Source organism: Streptomyces sp. NPDC086023, from assembly GCF_044540325.1.
GTDB lineage: Bacteria > Actinomycetota > Actinomycetes > Streptomycetales > Streptomycetaceae > Streptomyces.
In genome coordinates, this window is the sequence record NZ_JBITRX010000019.1 from 54,764 (window position 1) to 69,276 (window position 14,513).

Genomic DNA, 14,513 nt, shown 5'->3' on the forward strand with positions numbered 1-14,513 from the left:
GCACTCGGCGCGCTGCCTGGCCGGGAACGGCGTGGTGCGGGGGCGGTTCTCAGCCCCGGGCCGCGCGCACGATGAAGGAAGCCTGGCCGGCGAAGGTCCGCGTGCCGTCGGAGCCGTCGAGCCAGATGCCGCCGTCGCGATGGCGGAGGACCGATCCGGGATAGTTGTGCGCGTGCAGGGTCACCGACCCCGCAACCGACCCGGGGCGCGGACAGAACGTCGCGTCTTCCCGGAACAGGTCGCTGCCGTCGTCGGTGCTGAGCCGCAGCCGGAGATAGGAGTGGCGAAGATACCGGCCGTCCGCGGCGCGGAAGGTGACGCACCGGGTGTCGGCCAGCCCCGCGATGACCGTGAAGGCGCCCCGGTTCCGGGTCTGCGCGCCGCTGGACGCGAAGGCCCGGTCGAGCGTCGCGTAGTCGCCGGCGTAGGTGACGAACAGTCCTGGTCGGTCGACGGCCTCCAGCGACCGCGTGCCCAGGGGAACGGTGCCCGCGGCGGCTGCGGACGGAACGGCCGGGGGCGGGGTGGCCGACGCGGTGGTGCGCAACGGGGTCGGCGTGGCGGTGCCGACGGTGGGAGCGGCGACGACGGCAGGCGCCCGAGGCGCGGGGTCGGGCCAGGTCGCGTAGGTGGCGGTCCCGGCGACGAGCACCGCGCCGGCGGCGAGGCCCACCAGCGGATGAGCGGTCACCGCCGCATGGAGTTTCCCGGTCAGCGCGCCGTGCAGACCGCCTCCCCCCGTCGCCGTGCCGACGGCGACGGCGACGGGTGCCGTGGCCAGCCCGGCGGTGCTCGCGGCGGTGCCCGACAGCAGGCCCTTGGCGACCAGCGCGGAGACCAGTCCGGCCGGGACGGCCAGCGTGGTGAGGCTGAGGGGCAGCAGTTCGGCCGGCACCCGTTCCGCCGTCGACCCGGTGCAGACGGAGCAGCCGCGGGTATGCCGCGCCATCCGCTTGCGCCACACCGATGCGCGGTCGCCGTCCCAGCCGACGACGGTCTCGTCGAGCTGCGGACAGCGCGGGTCGGCCTCCAGCGCGGCGACGATCGTCCGGCACAGTTCCAGCTGCTCGCGCATGCGCTGCAGGCGTACTCCCACGTGGGCGACCGTGAGCCCCGTCGCGGCCGCGATGTCCTCACGGCTCAGCAGACCGGCGCATTCCTGCCACCAGAGGGACAGCAGCAGCCGATGGTCCGGGTCGAGCCACCGGCCGGCCTCGACCACCCGACGGCGCTCGTCCGAAACGTGCAGCCGCAGGATCGCCACGTCCACGGTTTCGGCCCCGGCGTGGGGTATCTCGCCCGCCTCGTCGATCACCGTGGTCCGGTCGGCGAAGGCGTGTCTCCGGTGCAGTTGGGTGTTGATCTGGCGGAGCGTGATCGACACGAGCCAGGACCGGAAGCTCTCCGGAGTACGTACGGCGGGCAGGTCGCGCACCACGCGCAGCAGGGTCTCCTGGACGACGTCGTCCACGTCGGCGTGGCCGCTCAGCGCTCGCCCGACGATGTTGTAGACGAGCGGCAGGTAGGCGGCGACCAGCTCCTCGCGCGCCCGCTCGTCCCCGGTCTGCGCCCGGACGACCAGCCCCGCGTCGTCCACGTCGATGAGCCCCATTCCCACCTTCTCCAGGGGAGCGGTCCGCCGGGACGGCGGCCTGCCTCCGCGCCCGCAAAGATATACGGCCCCGGCCCGTGCCTCTCTCCGCACCCGTCAGCGCTGCAGCGTCAGCAGGCCCGGGCGGTAGGGCCACTGGCCGTAGTCGCCGCCGGAGTTGGGATCGCGCCCCTGGTAGAGGAACTGCAGGTTGCAGGGATCGACCGTGAAGGTCTGGTCGGCGCCGGTGCGGACCAGCTCGCCGTGGCTGATGTCGTCGGTCCAGGTGGCACCGCTGTTGGCCTTGCCGGCGAAGGAGTTGCTCTCGGTCGCGGCCTGGGGCGTCCACGAGCCGTTCAGGCTGGTGGACGTGAAGGAGCGGAAGTAGCGCTGCTCCTGCGCGCCGCGGGCCTCGACGATCATGAGGTACTGGTTCTGGTCCTTGACCTTGTAGACCTGCGGCGCCTCGAAGAGGTTCTTCGCCGTGTCGCTCATGACCGTCGTGTACGACGAGCCGAAGCTGCCCGGGAAGTTCCCGATCGGCATGCTCGCCCGGTAGATCCTGCCGTTGTCACCGGCGAAGAACAGGTACATGTTCGTCCCGTCGCCGATCAGCGTCTGGTCGATCGGGCCGGTGCCGGAGTCGGGGATGGTTCCGGAGAAGAGCTCCTGCTCCGCCGACCAGCCGTTCGGGTTGGTGGGGTCGCTCGACGTCCGGTAGGAGAACGCGGTCCTGCCCCACTGGTAGGCGAGCACCCAGATGTTCTTCGGCGCGAAGTGGAAGAGCGTGGGCGCGACGACGGTGTTCGACATCGTGTTCTGGCCGGTCGCGGCCATCTGCGACCAGTCTGTGAAGGGGGTGAAGTTCATCGAGCGCCAGCCCACTCCCGTCCCCGCGGCGCCGTGCGTGGTCGCGTAGACGAGGTGCTTGCCGTTGTGGGGGGCGACGGTGAAGTCCTTGAGCGAGGCCCATCCGGTCTTGGGCTGCGCCAGCGGGCCCGTCGACGACCAGCGGTACGTCGGGGGCAGGGCGCAGGTGCCGGGAGTGCTGCCGCCGGCGACCTTGACGAGCTGCCACTGCTGGTTGGCGCCGCCCCAGTCGTCGTACTGGACGACGTTCGCGCCGTCGGCGGTGGAGGCGCCCTGGACTTCGAGGGCCTTGCCGCTGTGGCGGGCGACGAGCCTGACGCGGCCGTCCTCGCTGTCGGCGAGCCGCCACTGCTGGTTGGTGCCGTTCAGGTCGGTCCACTGGACGACCGGGCCGCCATTGGCGGAGGACAGGTTGTGGACGTCCAGGACCTTGCCGGAGTGGCGGGACTTGACGCGGTAGTAGCCGTCGCCGGAGGCGACGAACTGCCACTGCTGCTGGTTCTGGTCGTTCCTGGTCCACTGGGTGATGCGGGCGCCGTCGCCGGTCGCCAGGTTGTACACGTCCAGGGCCTTGCCGCTGTTGCGGTTGACCAGCACGTACCAGGCGTTGGTGTCGACGGTCGCGGCGGCGGCCGGCGGGGCGGTGAGGAGAGAGGCCCCGAGCAGCAGGGACGACAGGACCGCGAGGACGAGACTCAGGACCAGGGGTGGGCGGCGCAATCTCATCGGAAGGGCTCCTTCGGGGGGCGGGTACGGGGTGAGGTGTCCGGTCCGGCCTCTGCCTCGGTGCGGTCAGACGGAGGACGGGTTGCCGTAGTAGGCGTCCGGGCCGTGCTTGCGGGTGAAGTGGCGGTCCAGGAGGTGCTGCGGGGGTTCGACCGTGCCGAGGGCGATGGTGTGGAGGGCCATCTCGGCCACCGCCTCGCAGATGACGGCGTGCTCCAGGGACTTCGTGGCGTCGGCGCCCCACGTGAAGGGGCCGTGGTGGGCGACCAGGGCGCCGGGGACTTCCCTGGCCCGGGTGTCGTCACGGCCCAGCAGGTCCACGATGACCTGACCGGTGTTGTACTCGTAGTCCGTGGCGCACTGCTGGGGGGTGAGGGCCGCGGTGACGGGGACAGGACCGTTGAAGGTGTCCGCGTGGGTCGTGCCGAGCACCGGTATCGGACGCCGGGCCTGGGCGAAGGCGACGGCGTGGGTGGAGTGCGTGTGGGTCACGCCGCCGATGGAGGGGAAGGCCAGGTAGAGGCTGCGGTGCGTCTCCGTGTCGGTGGACGGGCGCAGGTGGCCGTCCACGACGCTCCCGTCGGACAGGGAGACGACGACCAGGTCCTCCTCGCCCAGCACGTCGTAGGCCACACCCGAGGGCTTGATGACGAAGACGCCGGCTTCCCGGTCCACACCGCTCACGTTGCCCCAGGTGAGGGTGGCGAGGCCGGCTCGGGGGATGCGGAGGTTGGCCTCCAGCACCTCTCGGCGCAGTTCCCTGGAAACGGTCGTGCTCACGGAGGTCTCCGTCCGGGTGGGGGTGGAGGCGGTGGCGGCGGGGGTGTTCACAGGCTCTGCGCCAGACGGTGGTAGGCCTGGTTCCAGCGCAGCTCGCGTGTGAAGCGCCGGACGGTGGTGTCCTCGTCGATGACGGCGAGTTCGGTCCGCAGCATCTCGGCGAGGTCGTCGAGCTCCTCGCCGCCGAGAGCGGTGGTCAGGACGGTGTGGTGCGGTGCTCCGGCCGTCAACCAGGCCTCGGCCGAGGTACGGAGGTCGGGGCGGGGCTGCCAGACGGCTCGGGCGACGGGGAGCCGGGGCAGCGGCTCGGGCGGGGCGACGACGTCGACGTGGTTGGCCACGAGACGGAACCGGTCGCCCATGTCGGCGAGACCGACGACGACGGCCGGACCCGGGTCCGCGTCGAAGACGAGGCGGACCGGGTCTTCGCGGCCGCCTATGCCGAGCGGGTGGATCTCGCAGGTGGGCCTGGCCGTCGTGAGCGAGGGGCAGACCTCCAGCATGTGGGCGCCGAGGACGAGTTCCCGGCCGGGGGTGAGGTCGTAGGTGTAGTCCTCCATGAAGGAGGTGCCGCCGGGCAGGCCGTGGGCCATCGCCTTCAGGGTGCGCAGCAGGGTGGAGGTCTTCCAGTCTCCTTCGCCGCCGAAGCCGTAGCCGTCCGCCATCAGGCGCTGCACGGCGAGGCCGGGCAGCTGGCGCAGGCCGCCGAGGTCCTCGAAGTTGGTGGTGAAGGCGCGGAAGCCGCCTTCGGTGAGGAAGGCGCGCAGACCGGCTTCGATGCGGGCGGCGTAGCGCAGGGAGTCGTGGCGCTCACCGCCGGTCCGCAGTTCGGGCGCGAGGGCGTAGAGGTCCTCGTACTCCTTGACGAGGGCGGAGACGGTGTCCTCGGGGGCGGCGTCGACCGCAGCGACGAGGTCGTTGACGCCGTAGGTGTTGACCGAGACCCCGAACCGCAGCTGCGCCTCGACCTTGTCGCCCTCGGTGACGGCGACGTCGCGCATGTTGTCGCCGAACCGGGCGAGTCTGAGGGTGGTGAGTTCGGAGCGGCCGACGGCGGCGCGGGCCCAGCCGGCGATGCGGTCGACGACCTCGGGCGTGGAGACGTGGCCGGCCACGGTCTTGCGCGGGACGCCGAGGCGGGTCTGGACGAAGCCGAACTCGCGGTCGCCGTGGGCGGCCTGGTTCAGGTTCATGAAGTCCATGTCGATGGTGGACCAGGGCAGTCGGCGGTTGGCCTGGGTGTGCAGGTGCAGCAGGGGCTTGCTCAGCGCGTCGAGGCCGGCGATCCACATCTTGGCCGGGGAGAAGGTGTGCATCCAGGCGATCAGGCCGATGCAGCGGTCGTCGGCGTTGGCCTCCAGACAGACCGCGCGGATGGCGGCCGCGTCGGTGAGGACCGGCTTCCAGACGAGCCGGACGGTCAGCTGCGGCTGGTCGGCGAGGGTCGCGCAGGTGACGCGGGACTGGTCGGCGACCTGGGCCAGGGTGTCGTCGCCGTAGAGGGCCTGGCTGCCGGTCAGGAACCAGATCTCGCGGTCGGTCGTGGCGGGTGTCATGTCGGGTGTGCTCCTCGGAGGTACGGGGGTGGCCCGCTCGGGGCCGGTGGTTTCGGCCGGTCAGTCGGCGGGCGGGGCGACGCGTGCGCTGTTGCGGATCCGGCGCAGGCGGTGCAGGAGAAGGTCCGCGCCGGTACCGAAGTGCTCGTGCAGGGCGCGGTACTCGCCGAACAGCGCGTCGTAGGCGTCCGCGCGAGCGGCGTCGGGCAGGTACGCGTGGCGCCGGACGCTGCCCATGACGGAGGCGGCGGCGCGGACGTCGGGGTAGGCGCCCGCGGCGACGGCGGCGTGAATGGCCGAGCCGAGCGCCGGCCCCTGTTCGGAGGTGCCGACCGAGACGGGGCGGCGGAGCACGTCGGCGTGGATCTGCATGAGCAGCGCGTTCTTCTTCAGGCCTCCGGTGACGATGAACTCCTCGACCGGGATTCCGCCGCCCTCGAAGGACTCGACGATCACCCGGGTGCCGAAGGCGGTGGATTCGAGCAGAGCCCGGTAGACGTCCTCGGGCCGGGTGTCGAGGGTGAGGCCGACGACGACTCCGGAGAGGTGGTGGTCGACCAGAGGGGAACGGTTGCCGTTCAGCCAGTCCAGGGCGACCAGGCCGTGCGCGCCGACCGGCTGACCGGCGGCCTTGCGGGTCAGGAGCTGGTGGAGGTCCTCGCCCGACGCCTCCGCCTCGGCGCGGTAGTGGTCCGGGACGCCCTGCCGGAGCCACCAGGCGAAGATGTCGCCGACCGCGCTCTGGCCGGCCTCGTAGCCGTAGGCGCCCTCGACGATGCCGCCGTCGACGACCCCGCAGATGCCCGGGATCTCGGCGAGGGCGGCGCCGTTGAGGACGTGGCAGGTGGAGGTGCCCATGATGGCGAGCAGACGGCCGTTCTCGACGGCGCCCGCCGCGGGCGCGGCGACGTGGGCGTCGACGTTGCCGACGGCGACGGCGACGGTCTCGGGCAGGCCGGTCCAGTGCGCGGCCCGGCGGCTCAGGTTGCCGACGCGGGAGCCCAGCGGGGACAGCGGGTGCTCCAGGCGGGTGGCGGCGAAGTCGGCGAAGTCCGGATGCAGGCGGGCGAGGAAGTCGGGCGAGGGGTAGGCCCCGTCCTGGTGGATGCCCTTGTAGCCGGCGGTGCAGGTGTTGCGGGACTCGGCGCCGGTCAGCTGCCAGACGATCCAGTCGGCCGCCTCGATCCAGCGGGCGCAGGCGGCGTAGACGGCGGGGTCCTCCTCCAGGACCTGCAGGGCCTTCGCGTACTGCCACTCGGCGGAGATCCTGCCGCCGTACCGTGCGATCCACTTCTCGCCGTGCGCGTGGGCGAGGGCGTTGATGCGGTCGGCCTGGGCCTGGGCCGCGTGGTGCTTCCACAGTTTGGGCCAGGCGTGCGGGCGGTCGGCCCACTCGGGCGTCAGGGCGAGGGGGACGCCGTCCGCGGTGGTCGGCAGGACCGTGCAGGCCGTGAAGTCGGTGGCGATGCCGATGACGCGGGCCGGATCGACTCCGGCGTCGGCGAGCGCCGCCGGAACGGCGGTACGCAGGACGTCACGCCAGTCCTCCGGGTGCTGCAGGGCCCAGTCGGGAGGCAGGGGGGCTCCGGTGGAGGGAAGGCGGTCCTCGATGACGGCGTGGCGGTACTCGTGGACCGACGAACCGAGTTCGGCGCCGTCCCGGACTCTGACCACGACGGCGCGCCCGGAAAGAGTGCCGAAGTCGACTCCGACCGTGCACGCCTCGGGATGGTGACGGGCTGCGGGGTCGGAAGGGGTGTGTGCGGTCACGATGTGGTCTCTCTCGTCATGAGCGGGGCCGGAGGAGCGCTCTGATTGTTAACGCTCACATTTGGATTGGACAAGAGCTGGGTGCACTCCGATCGAATATCGAGCAAGAAATGAGGTCCCGGAGGTGAGCGCTCACTTACGCACCAGGACAGCCCCGGGAGCCGCGGCCGGCCCGGTGGGAGGCGGGACGGGCGAGCGGCCGAGGGAGCGGGGCCCGAGGCGGGCGGGTCGGCGGCGAGCGTCGGCCAGGCGCCGAAGGGCCGGCAGGAGGCCCGCCGGCGGCGGCCGGGAGACGGCGGGCCAGGGGGTGTCACCCGGATCGGGGGCCGGACAGGACGCGGCGCCCGGTGCATGGGGGCTCCGTACGAGTCGGCGATGGTGACCGCGCCCGGTGAGATCCTGGAGCGGGCCGACCGGCTCCAGGGGGCGGTGGACATCTCCGGCACACCGCCCGCGCCGTTGCCGGCTGAGCTCACGACTCACGACGACTCACGACTCCCGACCGGCAGGCGTCCATGTACCCGGCCGCACCGCCAACCGGACGTCCGGGGCCTGGGCCGTCTCCTTCGGGCCGCGCTCCCCCGGCCACCGCCGGGAGGTGCCCTCGGACCCGCGCCACCCGGCACCGCACCTCGCCGCATGGTCGAGGCGACCGAGTACGTCCAGTCCGCGGGCACCTCGCCGCCTTGCGGTGCACGGCACTGGACGGCGCGGGCTTGACCGGCAGGTCCGAAGGAGACGGCCCACCGGGGCGGGGCCACGACCGACGCCGGGGGCGCCTGCGTCATGGCCGAAGCCGCGGGCCACCGCCGGGACTTCGGCACGGCTGACGTGCCTGCCGAGCCGGCCGCCGATCCGGCCCTGCCGACCGCTCACCGATCCCATCCGGTCGCCGGCAGAGTGCGGATGGTCAACCGGCTGCGGGACGTGCCGACCGGCGCCTTTCCGCTCCGGAGCGGGCCTTCGACCACTCCGCGCACGAGGGTGCGCGGGTGCTGCCGACCGCTGCCGGACCCCCGGCCCCGATCCGCCGCCGCGGCCGGACGGGGCCGGCAGCGCGCCCTCCCGGAGGGGGCCCTTGCGGCTCCGACGCGGTCGCCGCGACCGCCCTGGAGGCAGCCCGAGCCCAGCAGACCGCACTGCCCGTCGAGGATGTCGCCGGGCAGTTCGCCGGCGACCCGGCTTGGCGGATCCTTGCCACGGACGACGGGCCAAGCGGATTGGCGAGCAGATCCGCGGGACGCGCCGCGGCCCCCGACAGGCCGGGATCGTCGAGTCCCGGTCCGGGAAGCTCACCGGCCCGTTCCGGTCCGGCTGGCAGGGCGACTACCCGCTGATCCAGAACTTCGAGCCCGATACTCGGGGCCGGGTTCGTCGTCGCCGCCGGCCTGTCGGCCCATGCCGACGACGGCCCCCGGCCTCGGCGGCCGGACCGGTGCCGGACCGGTGCCGGACCGGTGCCGGTCCCGCGCGACTCCGGAGGCCGCTCCGGCGACCTGCACCGCACTCAGCGGCACAGTCGGCGCCTGCGCAGGCCGTTCTGCACGTCCTCGCAGACCGGCATCATCCGCAAGGGACCGATCCGGGGCTGCCACGTCAGGAAGCGAGGCGGGGGCTGCGGGCACGTCCGGGCCGCCATCGCCTCGCCCTCGCCGGGCCGGAGTGCTGCGGGCCCTCCGACGTGACCGACGAGTCTTGACGTCTTGACTCCGCCCCACCCTCCACGCAGGCGGCTGACTTCGCCACCGAGGCTCCCCCGCCCCCGACGGGCCGAGGGCGGGGCCCGGGGACCCGGGGCCCGGGGACCCGGGGCCCGGGGGCCGCCCGGAGCCCGGGGGCCGCGCACGGAGCCCGGGGGCCGCGCCCGGGGGCCGGGGCCCGGAGGATACGGCGACGCGCCGTGGCCCCTGCCGTGATCCGCCGTCCACCCCCAGGGCGCCCCCGGCGTCAGGCTTCGTTCAGCGGGCGCGTGCTCGCGCGCATGATGAGCTGCGGTTCCACCAGGAGGTGCTCGGCCTTCCGGGCTCGGCCCTCGATGTGGTCCACCAGGAGCCCGATGCTGCGGCGTCCGATGGCGGCGAAGTCCTGGCGGACCGTCGTCAGCGGCGGAGGGAAGTACTCGGCCTCCGGGATGTCGTCGAAGCCGGCGACGGCCACCTGCGCGGGGGTGCGGATCCCGCCCTCGCGCAGCGCCCGCAGGACACCGAGCGCCATCTGGTCGTTGGCGACGAAGACGGCCGTGACCGGTGTCGCCCCGCGTCGGGCCAGCGCGAGTCCCGCCAGCTCCTGCCCGGCCCGGTACCCGGACAGCGGGCTCCAGTCCCCCGTCAGTACACGCGGAGGCCGGATGCCGCTCTCCTCCAGGACGGCGCGCCATCCCGCCGTGCGGGCCTCGCTCTCCAGCCAGTCGTCGGGGCCTGCCACGTGCCAGACGTTGCCGTGCCCGGCCGCGAGCAGGTGCTCCGTGACCATGCGGGCGCCGAGCTCCTGGTCGAGGGAGACCCCCGGCAGGTCGAGCTGATGGCCGCCCTCCACGGTGACCACGGGGAAGGGTGCGTCCAACTCGGCCAGCGCCTGCACGTGCGAGCGCTGCGGGGTGATGGCGACGACACCCTCCACACCCCAGGCCGCGAGATGGTCGATGGCGTCCTTGAGCGCCTGCCCCTCGCCGGCGCGGAGACTGACGGTCGAGACGAGGTAGCCCTCCTCGCGGGCCGCCTCCTGCAGGCCGGTCAGGGTGCTGGCAGGGCCGTACAGGGCGGTGTTGACGGCGATGACGCCCAGCGTCCTCGTACGGCGCGTCACCAGGGCGCGCGCGGCGGAGTTGCGGCGGTAGCCCAGCCGCTCGATGGCCAGGGTGACCTGCTCCCGAGTGGCCGCGCGCACGTTGGGGTGATCGCTCAGCACCCGGGAGACGGTCTGGTGGGAGACCCCCGCCTCGCGTGCGACGTCGGCCATCGTCGGCGGGCGGACGTCTTCCGCGGGATGCACCACGTTCGCCTCCCTTCTCCCTGCGAGCGGCTGTGGATCGATACGAGAAAAACCTTAGCGCCTCTTGTATCACGCTGTTGTGAGCGCTAACAATCAAGCTCGACCGGGGCGCGACGCCCCGGCGACCCAGCCGGAACGGTGCCGTCCAGGTGGTGCGAGGACGCGCGCTGCCGTCGAGCCCGTCCCCGGTCGGAGCCGCCCTCGACGACGGGATGGGTAACGCCCATGAAGAAGTTCCGATCCGTATCCGCCCTCCTGGCCGTGACCACCGGCTGCGCCCTGCTCCTGACCGGCTGCGGACAGGACGGCGAGGGCGGCATCCACGAGTCCAAGGACAAGAAGGACCTCACCATCGGCATCGCCATGCCCACCAAGTCCTCGGAGAGGTGGATCGCCGACGGCCGGAACATGACCGCGAGCCTGGCGAAGGCCGGTTTCGCCACGACCCTGCAGTACGGCGAGGACGACCCCGACCAGCAGGTCGCCCAGATCGAGAACATGATCACCCAGGGCGTCGACGCCCTGGTCGTGGCCGCGATCAACGGCGAGGCGCTGTCCAACGTCCTTCAACAGGCGGCGGACGCCCACATCCCGGTGATCTCCTACGACCGGCTCATCCTGGGCTCCCCGCACGTCGACTACTACGCCTCCTTCGACAACGAGAAGGTCGGCGAGCTCCAGGCCGCGTACATCGTCGACAAGCTGGGGCTGAAGGGCGGCTCGAAGAAGGGGCCCTTCAACATCGAGCTGTTCGCCGGGTCCAACGACGACAACAACACCAGGTACTTCTTCAACGGCGCCATGAAGGTGCTGAAGCCCTATCTCGACCGCAAGCAGCTGGTCGTGCGCTCCCAGCAGACCCAGCTCAACCAGGTCACCACGCTGCGCTGGGACGGCGGGACGGCGCAGAAGCGCATGGACGACCTGCTGACCTCCTCGTACTCCACGGCCCGGGTCGACGCCGTGCTGTCCCCCTACGACGGCATCTCCATCGGCATCCTGTCCGCCCTGAAGTCCGACGACTACGGGAGCGCCGCCAAGCCGCTGCCGATCGTCACCGGCCAGGACGCGGAGATCGCCTCCGTGAAGTCGATCATCGCGGGCCAACAGACGCAGACCGTCTACAAGGACACGCGCGCGCTCGCGCAGGTCGCCTCGGAGATGGTGGCCGCCGTCCTGGCCGGCAAGAAGCCCCGGATCAACGACGACACCACCTACGACAACGGAAAGAAGGTGGTCCCGGCCTTCCTCCTCGACCCGGTCAGCGTCGACAAGTCGAACTACCGGAAGGTCCTGGTCGACTCCGGCTACATCGACGCTGGCGCCCTGCGGTGACCCCCGCCGCGCCCCATTCCCCCGGCGTCCCCGCTTCGCCGCCGGTCGGCCCCGTCCTGGAGATGCGGTCCATCGTCAAGACCTTCCCCGGAGTCAGGGCACTCTCCGAGGTGACCCTGTCCGTGGCGCGCGGCGAGGTGCACGCCCTGTGCGGGGAGAACGGTGCCGGGAAGTCGACCCTCATGAAGGTCCTGTCCGGCGTCCACCCGCACGGGACCTACGAGGGCGAGATCCTCTTCGAGGGCGAGCCGTGCCGCTTCAAGGACATCAGGGCCAGCGAGCAGCACGGCATCGTCATCATCCACCAGGAACTCGCGCTCGTCCCCCACCTGTCGATCGCCGAGAACATGTTCCTCGGCAACGAACCGTCGCGGCACGGCATCATCGACTGGCACGAGGCGCTGCGCCGTGCGTCCGAACTCCTCAGGCGGGTCGGGCTCGACGAACACCCCGAGACCCGGGTCGCCGACATCGGTGTCGGCAAGCAGCAGCTCGTGGAAATCGCGAAGGCGCTGGCGAAGGACGTCCGCCTGCTGATCCTCGACGAGCCGACAGCGGCGCTCAACGACGAGGACAGTGCGAAGCTGCTGCGGCTGATGCGTGAGCTGAAGAGCCAGGGCATCACCTCGATCATCATCTCGCACAAGCTGAACGAGATCGCCCGGATCGCCGACTCCGTCACCATCCTGCGTGACGGGCGCTCCATCGAGACCCTCGACGTCACGGACCCGGCCACCACCGAAGAGCGCATCATCCGCGGCATGGTCGGACGGGACCTCGACAGCCGCTTTCCCGACCGCACGCCGTACGAGGGCCCGGCCGACGCCGAGTCCGTCCTGGAGATCCGGGACTGGACCGTGCGCCACCCGCTCGACCGCGGCCGCAGGGTGGTCGACGGGGTCTCGCTCCACGTCCGCCGCGGGGAGATCGTCGGGGTCGCGGGACTCATGGGGGCCGGCCGGACCGAACTCGCCATGAGCGTCTTCGGCCGTTCGTACGGCCGCTTCGAGCGGGGCACCGTGCTCAAGGAGGGCCGCGAGGTACGGACGCGTACGGTCCCCGAGGCGGTCGCCCACGGCATCGCGTACGTCACCGAGGACCGCAAGCACTACGGGCTCGACCTCGGGGCCTCCGTGAGCCGGAACATCTCCCTCGCCTCCCTCGGCGCGCTCGCCCGCCGCGGGATCGTGGACGGGCACGGGGAACGCAAGGTGGCCGAACGGTTCCGGCGGACCATGAACATCAAGGCTCCGAACGTCCTCGAACCGGTCGGCCGGCTTTCCGGCGGCAACCAGCAGAAGGTCGTCCTCAGCAAGTGGATCCTCGCCGGACCGGACGTCCTCATCCTCGACGAACCCACGCGTGGAGTCGACGTCGGGGCCAAATACGAGATCTACACCGTGATCGACCGGCTCGCCGCCGAGGGCAGGGCGATCCTCCTCATCTCCTCCGAACTGCCCGAACTGCTCGGAATGTGCGACCGCATCTACACCATGGCCGCCGGACGGCTGACCGGCGAGGTCACCCGCGAAGACGCCACCCAGGAAGTGCTGATGCGGCACATGACCCAGGACACCCCCGCACCGCCGGCGGTCACCGCAGACTCCGCCTCCAGCGAAGGACACCAGCCATGAGCACCGAAGTCGGCACGACGACGACCGCCCCGGCGCCACCGGGCAGCGCTTCCCCCTCCACCGGGACACCGGTGGCCCGGGTACTGCTGGACGGCGTCCGGCGGAACATGCGCCAGTACGGGATGCTCTTCGCCCTCGGCCTGATCGTGCTCCTGTTCCAGATCTGGACGGGCGGCGACCTCCTGCTGCCGCGCAACGTCTCGAACCTGGTGCTGCAGAACAGCTACATCCTCATCCTGGCCATCGGCATGATGATCGTCATCATCTCCGGGCACATCGACCTGTCGGTCGGCTCCCTGATGGCCTTGGTCGGCGGCATCGGAGCGGTGCTGATGGTCGAGCACCAGGTCTCCTGGCCCGTCGCCGTGCTCCTCACCCTGCTGCTCGGCGCGGTCGCCGGCGCGCTCCAGGGATTCTTCATCGCGTACGTCGGCATACCGTCGTTCATCGTGACCCTGGCCGGCATGCTGCTGTTCCGCGGGCTCACGGAGATCTTCCTCAAGGGCCAGACGCTCGGCCCCTTCCCGGACGGACTGCAGAAGATCGCCAACGGCTTCCTGCCGGAGGCGGGGCCGCAGACCAACTACCACAACCCGACCCTGCTCCTCGGCGTGGGACTGATCGCCTACGTGGTCTTCCAGGAGGTGCGGGACCGTCGCCGTCAGCGGGAGTTCGCCCTGGAGACGCTCCCGACCGGCCTGTTCGCCCTCAAGGTGACGGCTCTGGTCGCCGCGGTCCTGGTCACCACGCTGCTGCTCGCCAGCTACAAGGGTGCCCCTGTGGTCCTCCTGATCCTCGCGGCGCTGCTGGTGACCTTCGGGTACGTGATGCGCAACGCGGTGATCGGCCGCCACGTGTACGCCATCGGGGGGAACCTGCCCGCGGCGAAGCTCTCCGGGGTCAAGGACAGGAAGGTGACCTTCGCGGTGTTCCTCAACATGGGAATGCTCGCGGCGCTCGCCGGGCTCGTCTTCGCGGCGCGCTTCAACGCGGCCTCCCCCAAGGCGGGTGTGAACTTCGAACTGGAGGCCATCGCCGCCGCGTTCATCGGCGGGGCGTCGATGAGCGGTGGCGTCGGGACCGTACTGGGGGCGATCATCGGCGGCCTGGTCCTCGGCGTGCTCAACAACGGCATGAACCTCGTCGGGGTGGGCACCGACTGGCAGCAGGTCATCAAGGGCCTGGTGCTCCTCGCGGCGGTCGGCTTCGACGTGTGGAACAAGCGAAGGGCAGGCGCCTGACACCACTCCGGTCCGAAGG

The 14,513-nt window shown here is 71.7% G+C and carries 10 protein-coding genes; 4 read left to right on the forward strand and 6 right to left on the reverse strand.

Annotation, left to right across the window (positions count from 1 at the left end):
• Positions 1–49 precede the first annotated feature (49 nt).
• The 5 genes from ACIF6F_RS29865 to araB all read right to left on the reverse strand — a co-directional run bounded on the left by ACIF6F_RS29865 (position 50) and on the right by araB (position 7,293).
• On the reverse strand, positions 50–1,612 hold the full coding sequence (locus tag ACIF6F_RS29865; protein WP_399953634.1) for a sigma-70 family RNA polymerase sigma factor: 1,563 nt from the start codon (positions 1,610–1,612) through the stop codon (positions 50–52).
• Positions 1,613–1,708: 96 nt separating this feature from the next.
• Positions 1,709–3,187 carry a non-reducing end alpha-L-arabinofuranosidase family hydrolase gene (locus ACIF6F_RS29870; RefSeq protein ID WP_399953637.1) on the reverse strand — a complete coding sequence of 493 codons (1,479 nt, stop codon included), beginning with the start codon at positions 3,185–3,187 and terminating at the stop codon, positions 1,709–1,711.
• A 66-nt stretch (positions 3,188–3,253) separates the two neighbouring features.
• Positions 3,254–3,967: an L-ribulose-5-phosphate 4-epimerase AraD gene (gene araD / locus ACIF6F_RS29875; protein WP_399953640.1), complete on the reverse strand. Its 714-nt coding sequence runs from the start codon at positions 3,965–3,967 to the stop codon at positions 3,254–3,256.
• Positions 3,968–4,014: 47 nt separating this feature from the next.
• The gene (gene araA, locus ACIF6F_RS29880; RefSeq protein WP_399953643.1) at positions 4,015–5,523 is read right to left on the reverse strand and encodes an L-arabinose isomerase; all 1,509 of its coding nucleotides are present in this window, start codon (positions 5,521–5,523) and stop codon (positions 4,015–4,017) included.
• A 60-nt stretch (positions 5,524–5,583) separates the two neighbouring features.
• Positions 5,584–7,293: a ribulokinase gene (gene araB, locus ACIF6F_RS29885; RefSeq protein ID WP_399953646.1), complete on the reverse strand. Its 1,710-nt coding sequence runs from the start codon at positions 7,291–7,293 to the stop codon at positions 5,584–5,586.
• A gap of 1,388 nt (positions 7,294–8,681) precedes the next feature.
• Here araB and ACIF6F_RS29890 point away from each other — a divergent pair.
• The gene (locus tag ACIF6F_RS29890; protein ID WP_399953841.1) at positions 8,682–8,978 is read left to right on the forward strand and encodes a transposase; all 297 of its coding nucleotides are present in this window, start codon (positions 8,682–8,684) and stop codon (positions 8,976–8,978) included.
• A 262-nt stretch (positions 8,979–9,240) separates the two neighbouring features.
• Here the strand turns inward: ACIF6F_RS29890 and ACIF6F_RS29895 are convergent, their stop codons facing one another.
• Complete coding sequence (locus tag ACIF6F_RS29895; RefSeq protein WP_399953844.1) at positions 9,241–10,251, reverse strand: LacI family DNA-binding transcriptional regulator; 1,011 nt, start codon at positions 10,249–10,251, stop codon at positions 9,241–9,243.
• A gap of 258 nt (positions 10,252–10,509) precedes the next feature.
• On the opposite strand from ACIF6F_RS29895, the gene chvE reads away from it, so the two are divergent.
• From chvE to mmsB, 3 genes are all read left to right on the forward strand, one after another.
• Positions 10,510–11,619 (forward strand): multiple monosaccharide ABC transporter substrate-binding protein, encoded by a 1,110-nt coding sequence (chvE, locus tag ACIF6F_RS29900; protein ID WP_399953650.1) that lies wholly within the window; start codon positions 10,510–10,512, stop codon positions 11,617–11,619.
• Positions 11,620–11,681: 62 nt separating this feature from the next.
• Positions 11,682–13,253, forward strand: a complete 1,572-nt coding sequence (mmsA, locus tag ACIF6F_RS29905; protein WP_399953653.1) for a multiple monosaccharide ABC transporter ATP-binding protein — start codon at positions 11,682–11,684, stop codon at positions 13,251–13,253.
• Entirely contained in the window at positions 13,250–14,494 is a 1,245-nt protein-coding gene (mmsB, locus tag ACIF6F_RS29910; protein ID WP_399953656.1) for a multiple monosaccharide ABC transporter permease, read from the forward strand. Before mmsA ends, mmsB begins: the two co-directional genes overlap by 4 nt.
• Positions 14,495–14,513: the final 19 nt, after the last annotated feature.